The following is a 17,758-nucleotide window of genomic DNA, read 5'->3' as shown; positions in this document are numbered from 1 at the left end:
GCCCCGCGGCGAGGAGGGCGCGGGGGAGGGGGGCGGCCCCGGCCGGTCCGGGCGGGCCGGGGTCAGGAGGCCGGTTCGAAGGAGGCGGCGACGCCGTCCAGCAGCCCCCGGTTCTCCTCCCAGGTCTCCGGGGGCGAGACCAGGAAGAGGGCGTACCCCTTGTCCTCGGTGTGGAAGGCGCGGTTGACCGCGTGCCGGCCGTCGAAGGTGAACTCCCAGTCGGCGGCGCTGACGTACCGGTCGGTCCAGGGGTCGTCCAGGGCCTTGATGTGCTGCCGCTGATACCCGGAGAAGTTCTGCGAGATGGCGCCCTCCTGCTGCCGCCAGTCCTGCTCCGCGTCGTCGCCCGGGGAGTCGGTCTGGTCGATCTGCAGGTAGCCGCCGCCGGGGAGGTCGAAGAAGACGCTGGTGCCCTCCCGGCGGTCGTACTCCCAGCCCTCGGGCAGGTCGGCGGAGAAGCCGGTCTCGTCGGCGTAGTTCTCCACCGGCGGGCCCTCCGGCTCCGGTTCCTCTTCCTCTTCCGGCTCCTCTTCGGCGCCGTCCTCGCCGCCGGGGGCGGCCTCCCCCGCGCCCCCGCCGGCGTCCTGCTCGGCGGCGGGCCCGGTTTCGGCGGGGTCCGCCCCCTCCCCCTGGCCCAGCCAGAACGCCAGGCCCACGGCGAGCAGCAGGGCGACGCAGGCCGCCCCGATGAGCAGCGCCGCCCGCCCGGTCCGCCCGGTCCCGGGCGGCGCGGCCGCGCCGGCGCCCGGCGGCAGGTAGGGCGGGCGCTCCCCGCCCCCCGCCTCCGCCGCCCCCGCCGGGGCGGCGGCCGCCGACGGGTCCGCGACCGGCGGGGGCTCGGCGACGGTGGTCCGGGCGGCGCGCATCGCGTCCCGGTCCGCCCGCGCCCGGCTCCGCTCCGCGGCGACCGAGGCGGCGTGCAGCAGCGCGTGCGCCTCGGTGATCGACGGGCGCCCCTCCGGGTCCTTGGTGAGCATCGCCTCCAGCGCCCCGGTCAGCGGCCCCGCGGACCCCGGCGGGGGCACCTCCTCGGTGACGATCGCGGTCAGCGTGGCCACCGGCACCTCCCGGTGGAACGGCATCCTGCCCTCCACCGCCTGGTACAGCGTGACGCCCAGGGACCAGATGTCGGTCGCCGGGGTGGCCGGGCGGCCCTGCGCCTGCTCCGGCGCGAGGTAGCCGGGCGAGCCGATGAGCAGGCCGGTGCTGGTCAGCCCGGAGGTGCCCTCCAGCCGGGCGATGCCGAAGTCGGTGAGGACCGCCCGGTCGCCGCTGCCGACCAGCACGTTCCCCGGCTTGATGTCGCGGTGCACGATGCCCCGGTCGTGCGCGATGGAGAGCGCGGTGGCCATCTGCAGGCCGATCTTGGCGGCGCGGGCCGGCGTCAGCGCGCCGTCCTCCTTGATGATGTCGCCGAGCGAGCGGCCGCGGACCAGCTCCATCACGATCCACGGGCGGTCGTCGCTCTCCACCACGTCGAAGACGGTGATGATGGAGGGGTGGCCGAGCCGGGCGGCGCTGCGCGCCTCGCGCAGCATCCGGGTGCGCAGTACGTCGATCTCCTGCTGCGGAAGCTGCGGGGAGATGATGAGCTCCTTGATCGCGACCTGGCGGTCGAGGAGCTCGTCCTCGCCCCGCCAGACGCGGCCCATACCGCCCGCACCGATCAGCTCGGTGAGCCGGTAGCGCCCGGACAGCACGTGTCCGGGGCCGGTCTGCTCAGTACTCATGGCTGGGGCTTCCTCGGGCTCGTCAGAGGTGCGCACGCGATCCGGGCGCCACCCAGGCGAGTCTAAGTCCCTCCCGGCGGAGGCGGTCCCGGATCCCCTGAGCAGACCGGTCCCGGTCACCCGGGGCGGCGGCGGGGCCGGCCCGAAACCGTCACCGGTGTGCCCGCGCGCACGCGGAGAGGCGCGGCCCGCGGGCGCGGGCGCGGGGGCGGCCGGGAGAGCGGCCGCCCCCGCCGCGCGGTTCAGCCCAGGCGCACCCGGAGCGAGGTGACGCCGTTGGAGACGATGGAGGGGACCTGCTCGGGGTCGGCCTCCAGCAGCTCCAGGCCGGGGAAGCGCTTCCAGAGCGCGGGCAGCGCCACCGCCAGCTCCATCTGGGCCAGGTTGGCGCCGAGGCAGTAGTGCGCCCCGTGCGAGAAGGAGACGTGCGTCTTGTCCTCCCGGGTGATGTCGAACCGGTCGGCGCCCTCGGCGTGCAGCAGCCGGTCGCGGCCGGCCGAGCCGTAGGAGACCAGCAGCGCGTCGCCCTCGGGCACCACGGTGCCGTCGATCTCGATGTCCGCTGCGGCGTAGCGCAGCGGGACGCTCTGGATCGAGGTGTTCCAGCGCAGCGTCTCCTCGACGGCGTCGCTCCACTCGCGCTCGCCGCGCAGGACCATGTCGAGCTGGTCCCGGTGGGTGAGCAGCGCCTGCACCGTGTTGGTGAGCAGGTTCATGGTGGTCTCGTAGCCGGCGCCGATGATCAGGATCAGCGTCCACACCAGCTCCGACTCCGACAGCCGGTCGTTGTCGGCGTCGCGCGCGGCGATCAGGGCGCTGGTCATGTCGTCGCCGGGCTCGGCGCGCTTGCGCGCCACCAGCTCGGTGAGGAACCGCTGGGTGCCGACGTGGTTCTCGTAGGCCTGCTCGGGGGTGATGCTCTGGTCGAACATCATCCCGATCCGGCGGTGCAGCTCGGCGCGGGCGGACTCCTCCTCGACCCCGAACAGGTCGCTGATCACCGTCATCGGCAGCGGCAGCGCGAGCTGCGCCTTGATGTCGGCGGTGCCGTCACCGGCCTCCATGCCGTCCAGCAGCCCCTCGACGATCTCCGCGATGCGGTCCTGCATCCCCTGCACCCGGCGCGGGGTGAAGGCCTTGGAGACGAGCTTGCGCAGCCGGGTGTGGTCCTCGTCGTCGCGGGCCAGCATGTTGTCCGCGGCGACCCAGGAGATGAGCTGCCAGTCGGGCGGGATCTCACCGTCCCGCCAGGCCCGCCAGTACTTCGGGTTCTTCTTGACCTGGGGGTGGGTGAGCACCTCCATCACCGCGGCGTGCCGGGTCACCGCCCACGCAGCAACCTCGCCAGGAAGCTCGACAGGGACGACCGCCCCTGCTTCTCGGAGCTCGGCGGCCTGGTCGTGGAGGTATCCGGTTCGGAGTCTGACGGCTTCCACGCCGTTCCTTCCTGCTCGGGGGACTGGGGATCGAAAGCGACGGGGAGCCGGGTCAGGGCGTGGCCGAACGGCGAGAGGCGCCAGGCCAGCTCGTCGGCGGGCACCGCGAGGCGGAGCCGGGGCAGCCGGTTCAGCAGCACCTCGATGCCGGTGATGGAGATGGCGGTGGCCATCTCCTTGGCGGGGCAGCGGTGCGGGCCGACGCCCCAGGCCAGGTGGGCCCGGTTGGGGGCGTCCTCCAGCCGGTCGCGGTACTCGTCGGCGACGACCCGGTTGGCCGCGGCGAAGCCGAGCAGGACGGGGCTCCCCTCGCGGATCACCGCGCCGCTGGGAAGCGTGACGTCCTGCGTGGGGTACATGACCGGGTAGTTGGTGACCGGCGGCGCGGTCCACATCACCTGGTCGATGGCGTCCGGGATGGCGGTGCGCGCGGACGCCAGGTCGTCGCCGAGGCGGCGGTCGGTGAGCATCACCCGCACCGCGTTGGAGAGCAGGCAGGCGCTGGGCTCGCTGCCCGCGCCGATCATCAGCACCAGGTGCTGGATGACCTCCTCGTCGGTGAGCCCGGCGCGGTGCTGCATGAGCATGCTGGTGATGTCCTCGCCGGGCCGGTCGCGCTTGGCGCCGACCAGTTCGGAGAGGACCGTCTCGATCTCCTGGTTGGCGCGCTCGGCGTCGACGCCGTCCCACATGTCGCGCAGCGCGGCGAAGAACCGCCGGCCGGACGCCTCGTCCATGCCGAACAGCCGGTTCATCACCAGCAGCGGCAGCGGGTTGGCGTACTCCGCCACCAGGTCGGCCTCGCCTCGGGCGCAGAACTCGTCGATGAGGCCGCCGGCCAGCTCCCGCGCGTCCGCGGCGATCCGGGCCGAGTCGAACCGGGCGAACGCGTCGGTCATCGCCCGCCGCACCCGGCGGTGCGCCTCGCCGTCGGAGAACAGCGCGTTGGGCCGGGGCTTCATCATCCCGATCACCGCGGCGTCGTCGGGGACCCGCCCCTCGCGCCAGTCCCGCCACCGGTGCGCGTCCCGGCTGAAGGCGCGCTCGTCCCGGCACCAGGCGGTGATCGTCGCGTAGTCGATCACCAGCCAGCCTTCGACACCGGGCTCGAGCTCGACGGGGATCACCGGGCCGTGCTCGGCGCGCATCTTCTCGTACGCGGCGTGGTGGTCCCGGTGGAACTCGGGGTCGTAGAGCTTCAGATGAGGGCAGCTACTCGTCAAGGCCGTCGCCGTCCTGGGTCGCGGAATTGCACGAAAACCCCTCAACCGCAAGGGTTTCCGGACGTACCGTAGCGGTTTCGGCGACGGATCGATAGTGCCCTGTCCACAGCCAGTGACCGCGCCCGCGGCGCCTCGCATACGATGTCGGCGTGATATGCCCAAAGTGCCAAGGAAGCCTGCAGACCGTCGCCCGACAGGGGATCCATCTGGAGCAGTGCCTCGGCTGCTCGGGGATCTTCCTGGACCGGGGTGAGCTCGAGCAGATCATCGCCGCGGAGAAGCGCCACTACAGCAGCGCCGCCCCTCCGCCCTACGCCCCTCCGGCCGGCCAGGTGCCGCCGGGCGGCCACCGGGGCGGCTACCCCGACTCGCCCCGCGGCCACCGGGGCGGCTACCCGGACTCCCCGCGCGGCCACCGGGGCGGCTACCCCGACTCGCCGCACGGGTACCGGGGCGGCTACTCCGACTCGCCCGGCCCGTACGGGCGCCGCCGGAAGAAGAGCTTCCTGGAGAACCTGTTCGATTGAACCCGCTGATCTGCCCGGAGTGCGGCGAATTCGACGAGGCTCCGGAACCGGGGGCCGGCGGGCGGGGGCTGCGCTGCCGCTTCTGCGGCCGCGACCGCCCCTTCCTGCGGTCCCCGCTGTTCTGCGTGGCCGGGCCGAGCGGCACCGGCAAGTCGACCGTGGGCCGGCTGCTGGTGGAGGCGCTCTCCGACCGGTTCGTGGTGCTGGAGCAGGACGTGCTCTGGGTGGGGGCGCTGCGCGACCCCGCCGGGGAGCACCGGGCGTTCCGCTCCACCTGGCTGCGGACCGCGGCGATGATCCAGCAGAGCGGCCGCCCGGTGGTGCTCTGCGGCACCGTGGTCCCGCCCGAGCTGGAGCCGCTGCCGGAGCGGGCGCTGTTCTCCCGGATCCACTACCTGGCGCTCACCTGCGACCCTGAGGTGCTCGCCGCGCGGCTGCGCGCCCGGCCCGCCTGGCGCGGGTGGGACGAGCCGCGCATCGCGGAGATGCTCGACTACGCGGCCTGGCTGTCCGAGGAGGGCGCGGAGCTGGACCCGCCGGTGGAGCTGCTGGACACCACCGGCTCCCCGGTGGAGCGGACCGCCGCGGAGGTGCGCGCCTGGGTGGAGCGGACCGCCGCGGCCGAGGCGCCCGAGCCCGCCGCGCGCTGACCCCTTCCCGCGCGGGGCTCCGGCCGGGACCCCGGACGCCCCGCGGGCGGCGCCGGTCCCGCGAGGACGGCGCCGCCCGGCCCCGCCGGGCGCACTCCCCTCCCCTGCTCCCGGCCGCCCCTCGGCGGAGCGGCCGCCGGCGCGCCCCCGCCGCCCCGGACCGCGCGGGGCGCCCGAGGCGCGCCCCGGAAGCGCAAGGGGCGCCGGGCCGGCCGGCCCGGCGCCCCGCGGCGCTCCTCGCTCCCCTCCGGGTCAGTCGGCCGCCTTGAAGCGGCGCAGCCGGAGGCTGTTGCCGACCACGAAGACGCTGGAGAAGGCCATCGCCGCACCGGCGATCATCGGGTTGAGCAGCCCGGCCGCGGCCAGCGGCAGGGCCGCGGTGTTGTAGGCGAAGGCCCAGAACAGGTTGCCCTTGATGGTGGCCAGGGTGCGCCGGGAGAGCCGGATCGCGTCGGCCGCGGAGCGCAGGTCGCCGCGGACCAGGGTGAGGTCGCCCGCCTCGATCGCGACGTCGGTCCCGGTGCCCATGGAGAGCCCCAGGTCGGCCTGGGCCAGCGCGGCGGCGTCGTTCACCCCGTCGCCGACCATGGCCACCGCCCGGCCCTCGCCCTGCAGCCGCTTGACCACGTCCACCTTGTCCTTGGGCATCACCTCCGCGATGACCTCGTCGATGCCGACCTCGGCGGCGACCGACTCGGCGACCGCGGTGGTGTCCCCGGTCAGCAGGATCGGGGTGAGGCCCAGCTCGCGGAAGCGGCGGACCGCCTCGGCGCTGGTCGGCTTGACCGTGTCGGAGACGACCAGCACCGCGCGGGCGGCGCCGTCCCAGCCGACCGCGACGGCGGTGCGGCCGCGCGCCTCGGCATCGGCCTTGGCCCGCTCCAGCTCCTCCGGCAGGTGCTGCGACCACTCGGCCAGCAGCGCGGTCCGGCCGACCAGGACCAGGTGGCCGTCGACCACGCCCTGCACGCCCAGCCCCTCCTGGTTGGCGAAGTCCTCGACGGCGGGCAGGGCGCCGGCGCGCTCCGCGGCGCCCTTGGCGATGGCCTGGGCGATCGGGTGCTCCGAGGCGTGCTCCAGCGCCCCGGCCAGCCGGAGCACCTCCTTCTCGTCCTCGCCGGCGGCGACGTGCACCTCGGCCAGGGCCATGCTGCCCTCGGTGACGGTGCCGGTCTTGTCCAGCACGATGGTGTCGATGCGGCGGGTGCTCTCCAGCACCTCCGGGCCCTTGATCAGGATGCCGAGCTGGGCGCCGCGGCCGGTGCCGACCATCAGCGCGGTCGGGGTGGCCAGGCCCAGCGCGCAGGGGCAGGCGATGATGAGGACCGCGACCGCGGCGGTGAACGCCGCCGCGACGCCGCCGCCGGTGCCCAGCCAGAACCCGAGGGTCGCCACGGCCAGCACGATCACCACCGGGACGAAGATCCCGGAGATGCGGTCGGCGAGCCGCTGCACCTCGGCCTTGCCGTTCTGCGCCTCCTCGACCATCCGCGCCATCTGCGCCAGCTGGGTGTCGGAGCCGACCCGGGTGGCGCGCACCACCAGCCGCCCGCCGGCGTTGACCGTCGCCCCGGCCACCTGCGCGCCGGGCTCGACCTCGACCGGGACCGACTCGCCGGTGAGCATGCTCATGTCGACCGCGGAGCTGCCCTCCTCGACGGTGCCGTCGGTGGCGATCTTCTCGCCGGGGCGGACCACGAACAGGTCGCCCTCGGCCAGCTCCTCCACCGGGATGCGCTGCTCGGTGCCGTCGCGCAGCACCGCGACGTCCTTGGCGCCCATCTCCAGCAGGGCGCGCAGCGCCGCCCCGGCGCGCCGCTTGGAGCGCGCCTCGAAGTACCGGCCGAGCAGGATGAACGTGGTGACGCCGGCGGCGACCTCGAGGTAGATGTTGGCGGCGCCGTCGCTGGGCGCGATGGTCAGCTCGAAGGGGTGCACCATGCCGGGTTCTCCGGCGGTGCCGAAGAAGAGCGCGTACAGCGACCAGGCGAACGCGGCGAGGGTGCCCATCGACACCAGGGTGTCCATGGTGGCGGTGCCCAGCCGGAGGTTCTTCCAGGCGGCCTTGTGGAACGGCAGCGCGCCCCAGACCAGCACCGGCGCGGCCAGGGTGAGCGAGAGCCACTGCCAGTAGGCGAACTGCAGCACCGGGAACATCGCCATCGCGATGACCGGCACGGACAGCACCAGGCTGACCAGGGTGCGGTCGCGGAGCGCCCGCACCGGGTCGGGCTCGGCCGCCCCGTCCCCGGCGGGGGCGCCCCCGCCGGCGGGCTTCGGCGGCGCGGGCACCGCCGCGGTGTAGCCGGCGTCCTCCACCTGGGAGATCAGGCGGTCGACCGGGATCTCGGCGGCGCCCTCGTCGAAGACCACCCGGGCCTTCTCGGTGGCGTAGTTGACGGTGGCGGTGACGCCCTCCAGCTTGTTCAGCCGCCGCTCGATGCGGTTGGCGCAGGAGGCGCAGGTCATTCCGCCGATGGCCAGCTCCACCTGGCCTTGTGCCCGCTCCGCCTGATCGGTTCCGCTCATCGCTGTGTCCTCCGTGGGGTGGATCGTGGAAGTCCGCGCCGGGTCAGTGCCCGTGGCCGCCGCTGCCGCCGGGGGAGGCGGCGGCGGTGAACTCCGCGGTGCGGACCTTCCCGCCGTGCTTGAAGTCGAGGAAGAGGCGGTACTCGCCGGTGCTGGGCGCCTCGGCGGTGAAACGCACCTCGGGGCCGGGGGCGGTCTCGCCGTCGCCGGGCTCGCCGTGCGGGTGCACGTGCAGGTAGGCCAGGTCGCCGGCGCGCAGCGCCACCAGGTGGCCGTAGGCGCCCAGGTAGGGCTCCAGGTCGTCGACGGGCTCGCCGTCCTTGGTGACGGTGAAGTCCAGCTCCCCGGAGCCGCCGGCGGCCAGGGCGCCGCCCAGGCGGACGGTGTAGCCGTCGACCTCGGCGACCCGCTCGATCTCGGGCAGCGGCTCCGGCTCGTAGTCGCCGGGGACGGCGAGGTCGGCGCCGAGCACCAGGCCCTCCTCGGTGCCCTCGGGGGCGAAGTCGGCGAACATCCGGTAGGGGCCGGGGGTATCGAACTCGGTCTCCACCGTCCAGAGCCCGTCGCCGTCCATCTTCGGGTGCAGGTGGCGGTAGCCCGCCGTGTCCCGGCCGACGACGACGAGGTGCATCCGCTTCTCGTGCTCGACCCGGAAGCCGGTGACCGGCTCGCCGTCGGGGCCGGTGATGCGGAAGGAGAGCTCGCCCTTCTTCCCCGCCTTCTCCGGCGCGGAGACCGGTTCCAGGGTGTAGCCGCCGTCGGAGACCTGCAGGCCGGGCGGGGCGCCGGCCCCGGCGCCTTCGGCGCCGGTGTGGCCGCCGGCGCCGCCGTGGCCGCCCTCCGAGCCCGCCGCCGGGCCGCCGGACAGCACCGGGCCGGTCAGCGTTCCGGCGCCGAGCGCCCCGGCGAACGCCACGACCAGTCCGAGGCCGTAGAGGCCCAGTTTCGCGGGAACGTTCATGTCAGTCCTTCACCTCGTAGCCGGCCTCCTGGACGGCGGCGCGCACCAGCGCTCCGTCCACCGGGCCGTCGCCGGACACTTCCAATCGGCCGGTGGCCAGGTCGACCTCGACCCCGGTGACGCCGGCCACTTCGCCGACCTCCTCGGTGACCGAGGCGACGCAGTGCCCGCAGGTCATGCCCTGAACGGTGTAAACGGTGGTGGTCGCACCGGACATTTCCGCCTCCTGTCGTCCCTCTGATCCCGTCCGGCCCGGGGCGGCTCCGCCGCCTCCGTGCCCGCACTCATATGAGTACCATACCCCCCTAGGGTATATCAAGGGCACCGGGGCGCGCCCGGAAACGCCGAAGCCCCTCCCCGCGGCGGCCGCGGGGAGGGGCCGGGCGCCCGGGTCAGCCCGGCCCGAGCGCCTCGGTCGGCGGCAGCCGCGCGGCGCGCACCGCGGGCAGCAGCCCGGCCAGCGCGCCGATCGGCACCGTCGCGGCGACCCCGCCGAGCAGCGCCCACGGCGGCACCGCGATCGCCCACCCCTGGAAGAGCGCGTACCCGGCGGTGACCCCGGCGCCCAGCACCGCGCCCGCCGCGCCGCCCAGCGCGGACAGCGCCACCGCCTCCGCCAGGAACTGGCCGCGGATCTGCCGGCGGGTGGCGCCCAGCGCGCGGCGGAGCCCGATCTCGCCGCGCCGCTCCAGCACCGAGATGACCATGGTGTTGGCCACCCCGACCCCGCCGACCAGCAGCGCGACCCCGCCCAGGCCGAGCAGGAGGCCGGTGAGCGCCCGGTCCGCCTCCTGCTGCGCGGCCAGCGCGTCGGAGGGGCGGGAGACCGAGACGCCGTGCGGCCGCTCCGGGTCGACGGTGCCCGGGAGCAGCTCGCGCACCGCGCCCAGGCGCTCCGGGTCGGCCCGCACGTATACCCGGGTGGGGTTCCCGGAGAAGCCCAGCTCCCGGACGGCCGCGTCCCAGCCGACCAGGGCCGCGGTGTCCAGCTCCGGGGCCAGCTCCACCGGTTCCAGCACGCCCACCACGCTGAAGTAGGCGTCGCCGATGAGCACCCGGGTGTCCGGGGCGACCCGGGTGATCCCCAGCCGCTCCGCCGCGGTGGCGCCGAGCACCACCGCCGGGTAGCGCGAGGCCGGCGCGGTCAGCCAGGACCCCTCGGCCATCTCGGCCCGGAGCACCCCGGGCAGGCCGGGGCCGGCGGCCTGCACGCTGAGCCCGCCGGACTCCTCCTCCGGGATCAGGTCGGACCGGTAGACGGAGGCGCCGGGCACCTCGCCGGCCTGGCCGACCCGCTGCACCCCGGGGATCCGCCCGGCCCGGCCCGCGGCCTCGGCGGGCAGCTCCGCCTCCCCGCCGAAGAGCGACTTCCCCGGCTCCGCGGTGACCAGGTTGGTGCCCAGGCTCTCCAGCCGCTCCTCCAGCCCGGCCCGGCCGGAGGCGGAGATGCCCACCACCGCGACCATCGCCGCGATGCCGATCGCGATGCCCAGCGCGGAGAGCAGCACCCGCAGCGGGCGGGCGCGCAGCCCGGCCGCGGCGGTGCCCAGCACGTCGCGCGGGGAGAGCCGGGCCGGGCGCGGCGGTGCCCCCGGGGTCATGGCCGCACCTCCGCCGCGCCGCCGCGCTCGTCCGCGGTGATCCGGCCGTCGCGCACCCGCACCCGGCGGGGCAGCGACGCGGCGAGCCCGGTGTCGTGCGTGATGACCGCGACGGCGGTGCCCGCCGCGTTGAGCTCGCGGAGCAGCTCCACCACCGCGGCCCCGGAGGCGGTGTCCAGGGCGCCGGTGGGCTCGTCGGCCAGCAGCAGGCCGGGCTCGCCGACCAGCGCCCGCGCCACCGCGACCCGCTGCCGCTGCCCGCCGGAGAGCTCGCCCGGCCGGTGGCCGAGCCGGTCGCCCAGGCCCACCCGGCGCAGCGCCCGCTCGGCGCGCTCCCGGCGGAGCCGCGCCGGCACCCCGGCGTAGAGCAGCCCGTCGGCGACGTTGTCCCGCGCGCTCGCGCCGGCGTCCAGGTGGAACTGCTGGAAGACGAACCCGACGGCGCGGGCGCGCAGCGCCGACCGGCGGTCGTCGTCCAGCTCCCCGACGTCGTGCCCGGCGACCCGGACCGTGCCCCCGGTCGGCACGTCCAGCATGCCGAGCAGGTTGAGCAGGGTGGACTTGCCCGAACCGGACGGGCCGACGATGGCCAGCAGCTCGCCGCGGCCGATCCGCAGCGACACCCCGTCCAGCGCCCGCACCCCGCCCGGGTAGTGCCGGGAGACCCCGGCCAGTTCGGCCGCGGGCGCCGGCTCCGCTCCCGGCGCCGCGCGGCCGGTCCCGTCCGCGCTCACGTGGGGACCACCACTCTCTGCCCCTCCTCGACGTCTCCCTCGATCTCCACCAGGCCGTCGGCGAACAGGCCGGTCTCCACCTCGACGTCGGCCACCCGGCCGCCGGAGCCGAGCACCGAGACCCCGTAGCCGCCGCCGGGCAGCGAGATCAGCGCGCCGACCGGCACCGCGAGCACGTCCTCGCGGGTGTCGGTGCGCACCTCGACCTCGACCGGGGCCCGGTCGAAGAAGGCCGCGGTGGCGCTCTCCTCCGGCTCCACCGAGACCGACAGGACCGGGTCGGACTTCCCGCCCTGGCCGTCGTCGCGCTCCTCGGCCACGGTGCCGACCGAGGTGATCCGGCCCGCGACCCGCTCGCCGCTGGGCAGCACCACCTCCACCTCGTCGTCCTCCTCCACCAGGCCGCGGTCGGCCGCCTCGACCTCGGTGCGCACCACCTGCTCGGTGGTGGTGGTCTCCAGCACCGGCTCGGAGCCGGCGAGCCGCTGGCCCTTCTTCCCGGGGTGCCCGGAGACGCGCAGCTCACCGGGGGCGAACCAGACCCCGGCCGGGTCGACCTCGCCGGTGGGGCGGGCGCCGGTGTCGCGCTGCCAGCGCTTCACCGCCTCGGCGGTCAGCGCGGTGTACTCCTCGTCCGGGGTGAAGCCGGTGTAGCCCAGTTCGGCGAGGGCCCGCTCGAAGCGGTGCACGTCCTCGCCCTCCGCGCCGGGCTCGAGCGGCCGGTAGGCGGGGGCGTCGCCGCGGAGCAGCACCACCGGGCGGTCGTCCACCTCGTAGAGCACCTCTCCGGGCCCGACCACCGCGCCCTTCTTCGGCAGCCGGGTGAGGACGCCCTCGCCGCCGGCGAGCACCTCGCCGGAGCCGCGGTAGCCGAGCTCGCCGTCCAGGGCGGTGTGCTCGCTCAGGTCGGTGCGGCGGACCTCCTCGCTCGCCCCGGTGCCGGCGGCGCCGTCCCGCTCCTCCTCGGGCCCGCCCCAGGCGACCAGCGCGGCGCCCCCGCCGGCGGCGAGGACGGCCGCGCAGGCCAGTGCGGCCGCGGCGCGGCGGCCGGGGCGGCGGATCCGCCTCACTTCCCCCCGCCCCCGCCCTGCACGGGGGCCATGCCGCCGTCCTGCCCGCAGGCCTCCATCGCCTCCTCCATGCCGTCGGCGTCGGCGGGCAGCGTCATCCCCTCGCCCTTCTTCGGGTCCTCGACCTCGATGCCCTCGCCGCGCAGGCACTCGGCCAGCTCCAGGTCGCGCTCGTGCATCTCGGCGAGCTCCTTCTCCGAGGGCTCGAACTCGTCCATCGGGACCTCCTCCTCGCAGGCCTCCAGCGCCTTCTCGGTCTTCCCGTCCATCTGCAGCGCCGCGACCGACCCGTCCCCGCCGGGGTCGGGCATGTCCACCCCGTTGTCCCGCATGCACCGGGCGAACTCCAGCTGCGCCTCCTGGAGGCGCTCCTCCTCGCTCTCCGCCCCGCCGCCGGCCTGCTCCCCCTGGCCGCCGCCGGCCGTGCCGCACCCGGTGAGCAGCCCCAGGGCGAGCAGCGCGCCGGCGCCCCCGCGGGCCGCCGCGGCCGTGATCGCTCGCATCGCGTCTCCTTTCGGTCCCCGGCCGCCCGGCCGGGGCCGCACCCATGCCACCGGTCACCGGGTTAGCCCGGGGTTACGGCGCTGAGCTGCGCGGAGGCCTTAACCCCGGGCTAACCCGCGCCGAGTAGAAAACCGGGGGAGCGAGAAGGCGGAGAGGACGGGGCGCGCGGGTGAGGATCCTGATCGTGGAGGACACCGAGGCACTGGCCGACATGCTGGCCGACGGGCTGCGCGGCGAGGGCATGGCGGTGGACACCGCCTACGACGGCGACACCGGCCTGGAGATGGCCATGGTGCACGGCTACGACGTGGTCGTGCTCGACCGCGACCTGCCCCGGCGGCACGGCGACGAGGTGTGCGGACTGCTGGTCGGCGACCCGTCGGTGCAGGCCCGGGTGCTGATGCTCACCGCCGCCGGCGGGGTGGGGGACCGGGTCGAGGGGTTCGGCCTGGGCGCCGACGACTACCTGCCCAAGCCGTTCGCCTACCCGGAGCTGGTGGCGCGGGTGCGCGCGCTGGCCCGGCGGTCCCGGCCGGCCCCGCCGCCGGTGCTCCGCCGCGCCGGCCTCGAACTGGACCCGCACCGGCGCACCGCCAGCCGGGACGGGCGGCCGCTGGAGCTGAGCCCCAAGGAGCTCGGCGTGCTGGAGGAGCTGCTGCTGGCCGACGGCGCCCCGGTCTCCCCGGTGCAGCTGACCGAGAAGGTGTGGGACGCCAACCTGGACGCGGCGAGCGGGGTGCTGAAGGTGGTGGTGCACGGGCTCCGCCGCAAGCTCGGCGAGCCGCCGCTGATCAGCACCGTGCTCGGGCACGGCTACCGGCTCTGAGGTGGGCTCCCGGATCCGCGCCCTGCCGAAGGGCGCCGCGCTGACCGTCCGGACCCGGCTGGCGCTGGTCTACGCGGGGGTCTTCCTCGCCGCCGGGGTGCTGCTGCTGGCCCTGAACTACGCGACCGTCTCGGCCGGGCTGATCGACCACAGCACGGTGGTCACCGCGGCCCCGCTGGAGGGCACCGCCCCCGGCGAGGCGCCCCCGTTCATGCCCGCGGAGCCGGTCCGGCCGGACCCGGGCGCCGCCGGGGGCCCCGACGCGGGGGAGCCGATCGCCGCCGAGCTCGCCCTCTCGATGCAGGACTACCGCGCGGCGGTCCTGCGCGACCTGCTGCTCCGCTCCGGCGCGGGGCTGGTCGCGGTCACCGCGCTGGCCGCCTTCGCCGGCTGGCTGGTGGCGGGCCGGCTGCTGCGCCGGCTGCACCGGGTGACCGAGACCGCGCGCCGGCTCTCCGAGCACGACCTGGACCGGCGGCTCGCGCTGACCGGGCCGGCCGACGAGTTCCGGGAGCTGGGCGACACCTTCGACGGGATGCTGGAGCGGCTGCAGCACGCCTTCGAGAGCCAGCGCCGGTTCGTCGCCAACGCCTCGCACGAGCTGCGCACCCCGCTCGCGGTGCAGCGGGCGGCGGTGGAGATCCCGCTCTCCCAGGGGCGGGTGCCGCCCGATCTGGAGCCGAACCTGCGCCGGGTGCTGGAGTCGGCCGAGCAGAGCGAGCGGCTGGTCGCCGGCCTGCTCCTGCTGGCCCGCTCCGACCGGGGCCTGGAGGCGGCCGAACCGGTGGACCTGGCCGGCCCGGCGCGCCGGGTGCTGGCCGCGCACCGGGAGGCCGCGGCCGAGCGGGGGGTGCGGCTGCGGGCCGCGGAGCGGAGCGCGGTGGTCCTGGGCGACCGGGTGCTCCTGGAGCACCTGGTGCGCAACCTGGTGGACAACGCGGTGCGGTACAACGCCGCGGGCGGGTCGGTCCGGGTCGGGGTCGCCGCCGAGGGCGGGTCGGCGGTGGTCCGGGTGGAGAACACCGGCCCCGAGGTGGCGGAGGCCGGCCGGCTCTTCGAGCCGTTCCACCGCGGCGGGCGGGGCCGGGAGCGCACCGGTGAGGGCGGCAGCGGGCTGGGGCTCTCCATCGTCGCCTCCATCGCGGCGGCGCACGGCGGCGCGGCGGCCGCCGCGCCGCGCCGGGGCGGCGGCCTGGCGGTGACGGTGCGGCTGCCGCTGCACGCACCGGACCGGGAGGACCCGGCGCCCCCGGAGCGGGCGGGGGCCCTGCCGGCGGGCGGGGGGTAGCCGCGCCGCCCGCCGGGCCGCTCCGGTACCGCCGCCGGCCCGGCGGCTCGGGGCGCTACCGGCCCCGGCCCGCGCCGGCCTGCGGCGGGAGCCGCCCCTCGGCCAGGTCGCGCAGTGCGGCCAGGTGGGCGTCGAAGGCCCGCTTCCCGGCCGGGGTCAGCGAGACCCGGGTGGTGCGGCGGGCGTCCGACCGGGCGGGCGAGGCGGACTTGTCGGTGCGCACGTAGCCGAGTCCGACCAGGCTGCGCAGGGTCTTGGAGAGGTTGGCCTCGCTCAGCCCCAGGGTGGAGCGGAGGACCGCGAAGTCGGCGCCGTCGACGGGGCGGAGCAGGCCGCAGATGCGCAGCCGGTTGGGCGCGTGGATGGCCTCGTCGAAGCGGGGGTCAGCGGCCATCGCGCAGCTCTGCGCGGTAGACGCGGTCGTAGACCAGGCCGCCGCCCAGCATCGAGGCGAAGGCGAGGCCGGCGGTGGCGGCGATCCACGGCCGCTCCCCCGCGGCGGCCAGCACGAGGGAGGCGACCACCAGGGCGATGGCGACCGCGCCGTAGGCGAGCAGCACCGCCAGGCTGCGCGGACCGGCCGGGCGGGTGACCGAGAGGCCGCTCCCCTTCTCCTGGGCCTGCACCAGGAAGATCAGGGCGACGCTCCCTCCGACGACGAGCACGCCCGGTGCGGACGTGGCCGGGGAGACCGCGAAGGCGGCCATGACGGCCGCCAGGGCCGGGTGGTACCACCAGGGGGAGGCGATCCGCTCGGCCAGGGCGGCGCGGTCCGCCTGCAGGGCGGCGAGCGCGGCCCGGGCCTCCTCGGGCGTTCCGCCGTGCGGGGGCTCGTTGCTTTCCATGCGGTCAAGTCTTTCACTTGACCACGGGTTAAGTAAAGTCGCCCCCCGGACGGCGACGGCCGCCGCCCCCGGAGGAGGGGCGGCGGCCCGCGGGCGCCGCGCGGGCGCGCGGCGGGGCGGAGGGGCCCGGGGTCAGCCGGCGGCCAGGGCGTACCCGGCGTCGCGGACCGCGCCGCCGATCGCCGCGTCGTCGAAGCCGCTGCCGCTGACCGAGACCCGCCCGGCCTCCAGGTCCACCCGGACGCCGGTGACGCCGGGGACCCGGCCGACCTCGGCGCTCACCGAGTTCACGCAGTGGCCGCAGGTCATCCCCTCGACCGTGTAGACGCGGACGCCTTCGGCGGCGTCCGCGGCGGCGGCACCGGCGGTGTCGGCGGCCGCGGTGTCGCACCCACAGGGCTGGCACATGGTCGGTCTCCTCTCGTCATACCCCTACTGGGTATCTCGGAGACAAGGATTAACATACCCCTAGGGGGTAGGCAAGCCCGGCGGGTCGGCCGCACCGGCTCCCTCCCGGGCGAGTCCCGGCGGAAACGGACCGGGCCGGAAAATGCGTAATCCCTCGACTCAAAGACGGGAAAGCGGGGAGCGGACGGAAACCGAAACCGCCCGCATTTTCACCGGATTTCCGGGGCGGCGCACACCCTTTTCATCCGTGTTCGCCCCGGGTCGCAAACGGAGTGATCTGGATCACTCAACGGATCCCGGTTGGCCTGCCCCGCAGGTGGCGAGAGTCCTGACCGTGCAGGGCCCACGCACACGAAACCCCCGCCGAAAGCACGGCCGAGACCGCTGCTGGACGCAGATGACTCCCTCGAAAAGAAATGCAGAGGCTTGACATGAACGGCATCAAGCGCATCCTCCTCGGTTCCGCGATCGTCATCCCCGCCTTCTTCGGATTCGCCGGCGCGGCCTCCGCCGACACCGACGTGTCCGTCACCGACGCCGACTTCGCCGCCGCCTACTCCGAGAAGTTCGGCGTCGCCTACGCGCCGGCCGGCTTCGCCCTCGGGCACAGCGTGGACAAGGCGGTGGCCGCCTCCGAGCAGACGGTGGACGTCTCCACCCGCTGACCCGCGACGCGGAACCCGGCTGCGGCTCAGCCCTCCTTGAGCCGCAGCCGGGCCACCGGCCGCTCGCTGACCGGGTGCGGCGCGCAGCTGAACCCGGCCTTCTGGAACATCCGGACGCTCCCGGTGTAGACCTCGGCGCTGGGCGCGCGCCCCCCGGCGGTGTCCACCGGGTACCCCTCCAGCACGCTGCCGCCCTCGGCCCGGGCGTACTCGACCGCGGCGTCCAGCAGCCGGGTGCCCAGCCCGTGCTTGCGCCGGCGCGGCGGGAGCCAGAAGCAGACCACCGACCACACCCCCGGCTCGTCCGGGTCCACCGGGCGCAGCGCCCGGGAGCGGCTCAGCCGGATGAAGTCCTCGCGCCGCGCGACCGCGACCCAGCCGCACGGCTCCGCCCCGTCGTAGGCGATCAGGCCCGGGACCCGCCCGTCGAGGGTGAGCCGGCGCAGCGTCTCCCGGTTGCCCCGGCCGCGCTCCGGGGGCGGGCAGGAGGTGCTGGCGGTGAAGTCCTTCGCGCGGCGCCGGAAGAACGCGCACCAGCAGTGGCCGTACGCTCCGGTCGGTCCGAACATGCGTTCCAGGTCGTCCCAGCGGTCCGGGGTGGCGGGCTCGATCGAGACGATGGGCATCGTGTCCCCCTCGGCACAGGCGCGGCGATGTGACATAGCACACTAGCGACTCGGTGCGCCGCGGACACGCCCTCCCGCCCGCTATAAGGGGTTTTCGACCTGATCAACGCTTTGCCGGGATCACTCCGGGTCGCC

General features: G+C 75.7%; 19 protein-coding genes. 5 read left to right on the top strand and 14 right to left on the bottom strand.

The window, feature by feature from the left end; all coding sequences use genetic code 11:
- Window positions 1-62 precede the first annotated feature (62 nt).
- The 3 genes from J0910_RS03815 to J0910_RS03805 form a co-directional block, all read right to left on the bottom strand.
- Window positions 63-1,730, bottom strand: a complete 1,668-nt coding sequence (locus tag J0910_RS03815; protein WP_420157116.1) for a serine/threonine-protein kinase — start codon at window positions 1,728-1,730, stop codon at window positions 63-65.
- A 242-nt stretch (window positions 1,731-1,972) separates the two neighbouring features.
- A complete protein-coding gene (locus tag J0910_RS03810; RefSeq protein WP_420157115.1) occupies window positions 1,973-3,055 on the bottom strand; it encodes a cytochrome P450 family protein in 1,083 nt (360 codons plus the stop codon).
- A complete protein-coding gene (locus J0910_RS03805; RefSeq protein WP_420161880.1) occupies window positions 3,052-4,314 on the bottom strand; it encodes a cytochrome P450 family protein in 1,263 nt (420 codons plus the stop codon). The genes J0910_RS03810 and J0910_RS03805 overlap by 4 nt, the downstream gene beginning before the upstream one ends.
- A gap of 224 nt (window positions 4,315-4,538) precedes the next feature.
- On the opposite strand from J0910_RS03805, the gene J0910_RS03800 reads away from it, so the two are divergent.
- Window positions 4,539-4,916 (top strand): TFIIB-type zinc ribbon-containing protein, encoded by a 378-nt coding sequence (locus tag J0910_RS03800; protein WP_420157114.1) that lies wholly within the window; start codon window positions 4,539-4,541, stop codon window positions 4,914-4,916.
- Window positions 4,913-5,566, top strand: coding sequence for a P-loop nucleotide/nucleoside kinase family protein (locus tag J0910_RS03795; RefSeq protein ID WP_420157113.1), 654 nt, complete (start codon window positions 4,913-4,915; stop codon window positions 5,564-5,566). Before J0910_RS03800 ends, J0910_RS03795 begins: the two co-directional genes overlap by 4 nt.
- Before the next feature lie 252 nt (window positions 5,567-5,818).
- Here J0910_RS03795 and J0910_RS03790 read toward each other — a convergent pair whose 3' ends face one another.
- The 7 genes from J0910_RS03790 to J0910_RS03760 all read right to left on the bottom strand — a co-directional run bounded on the left by J0910_RS03790 (window position 5,819) and on the right by J0910_RS03760 (window position 12,964).
- Complete coding sequence (locus tag J0910_RS03790) at window positions 5,819-8,095, bottom strand: heavy metal translocating P-type ATPase (RefSeq protein ID WP_420157112.1); 2,277 nt, start codon at window positions 8,093-8,095, stop codon at window positions 5,819-5,821.
- Window positions 8,096-8,138: 43 nt separating this feature from the next.
- Entirely contained in the window at window positions 8,139-9,056 is a 918-nt protein-coding gene (locus J0910_RS03785; protein ID WP_420157111.1) for a hypothetical protein, read from the bottom strand.
- 1 nt (window position 9,057) lies between these two features.
- Window positions 9,058-9,273, bottom strand: coding sequence for a heavy-metal-associated domain-containing protein (locus J0910_RS03780; protein WP_420157110.1), 216 nt, complete (start codon window positions 9,271-9,273; stop codon window positions 9,058-9,060).
- Window positions 9,274-9,448: 175 nt separating this feature from the next.
- On the bottom strand, window positions 9,449-10,657 hold the full coding sequence (locus J0910_RS03775; protein ID WP_420157109.1) for an ABC transporter permease: 1,209 nt from the start codon (window positions 10,655-10,657) through the stop codon (window positions 9,449-9,451).
- The gene (locus tag J0910_RS03770) at window positions 10,654-11,391 is read right to left on the bottom strand and encodes an ABC transporter ATP-binding protein (RefSeq protein ID WP_420157108.1); all 738 of its coding nucleotides are present in this window, start codon (window positions 11,389-11,391) and stop codon (window positions 10,654-10,656) included. Before J0910_RS03770 ends, J0910_RS03775 begins: the two co-directional genes overlap by 4 nt.
- A complete protein-coding gene (locus J0910_RS03765) occupies window positions 11,388-12,461 on the bottom strand; it encodes a peptidoglycan-binding protein (protein WP_420157107.1) in 1,074 nt (357 codons plus the stop codon). Before J0910_RS03765 ends, J0910_RS03770 begins: the two co-directional genes overlap by 4 nt.
- A complete protein-coding gene (locus J0910_RS03760) occupies window positions 12,458-12,964 on the bottom strand; it encodes a hypothetical protein (RefSeq protein ID WP_420157106.1) in 507 nt (168 codons plus the stop codon). Before J0910_RS03760 ends, J0910_RS03765 begins: the two co-directional genes overlap by 4 nt.
- A 170-nt stretch (window positions 12,965-13,134) precedes the next feature.
- On the opposite strand from J0910_RS03760, the gene J0910_RS03755 reads away from it, so the two are divergent.
- On the top strand, window positions 13,135-13,791 hold the full coding sequence (locus J0910_RS03755; protein ID WP_420157105.1) for a response regulator transcription factor: 657 nt from the start codon (window positions 13,135-13,137) through the stop codon (window positions 13,789-13,791).
- A 1-nt stretch (window position 13,792) separates the two neighbouring features.
- Window positions 13,793-15,079: a sensor histidine kinase gene (locus J0910_RS03750; RefSeq protein WP_420157104.1), complete on the top strand. Its 1,287-nt coding sequence runs from the start codon at window positions 13,793-13,795 to the stop codon at window positions 15,077-15,079.
- Between the two features lie 55 nt (window positions 15,080-15,134).
- Here the strand turns inward: J0910_RS03750 and J0910_RS03745 are convergent, their stop codons facing one another.
- The 3 genes from J0910_RS03745 to J0910_RS03735 form a co-directional block, all read right to left on the bottom strand.
- Complete coding sequence (locus tag J0910_RS03745) at window positions 15,135-15,473, bottom strand: transcriptional regulator (RefSeq protein WP_420157103.1); 339 nt, start codon at window positions 15,471-15,473, stop codon at window positions 15,135-15,137.
- Window positions 15,463-15,924: a hypothetical protein gene (locus tag J0910_RS03740; RefSeq protein WP_420157102.1), complete on the bottom strand. Its 462-nt coding sequence runs from the start codon at window positions 15,922-15,924 to the stop codon at window positions 15,463-15,465. The genes J0910_RS03745 and J0910_RS03740 overlap by 11 nt, the downstream gene beginning before the upstream one ends.
- Before the next feature lie 132 nt (window positions 15,925-16,056).
- A complete protein-coding gene (locus J0910_RS03735; protein WP_420157101.1) occupies window positions 16,057-16,332 on the bottom strand; it encodes a heavy-metal-associated domain-containing protein in 276 nt (91 codons plus the stop codon).
- Window positions 16,333-16,763: 431 nt separating this feature from the next.
- On the opposite strand from J0910_RS03735, the gene J0910_RS03730 reads away from it, so the two are divergent.
- The gene (locus J0910_RS03730) at window positions 16,764-16,997 is read left to right on the top strand and encodes a hypothetical protein (RefSeq protein ID WP_420157100.1); all 234 of its coding nucleotides are present in this window, start codon (window positions 16,764-16,766) and stop codon (window positions 16,995-16,997) included.
- 26 nt (window positions 16,998-17,023) lie between these two features.
- Here the strand turns inward: J0910_RS03730 and J0910_RS03725 are convergent, their stop codons facing one another.
- Complete coding sequence (locus tag J0910_RS03725) at window positions 17,024-17,623, bottom strand: GNAT family N-acetyltransferase (protein ID WP_420157099.1); 600 nt, start codon at window positions 17,621-17,623, stop codon at window positions 17,024-17,026.
- Between the last annotated feature and the right edge of the window lie 135 nt (window positions 17,624-17,758).

The organism is Nocardiopsis oceanisediminis (assembly GCF_048595525.1).
In the GTDB taxonomy this organism is placed as follows: Bacteria; Actinomycetota; Actinomycetes; order Streptosporangiales; family Streptosporangiaceae; genus Nocardiopsis_A; species Nocardiopsis_A oceanisediminis.
This window is presented reverse-complemented; position numbering and strand designations above follow the sequence as displayed.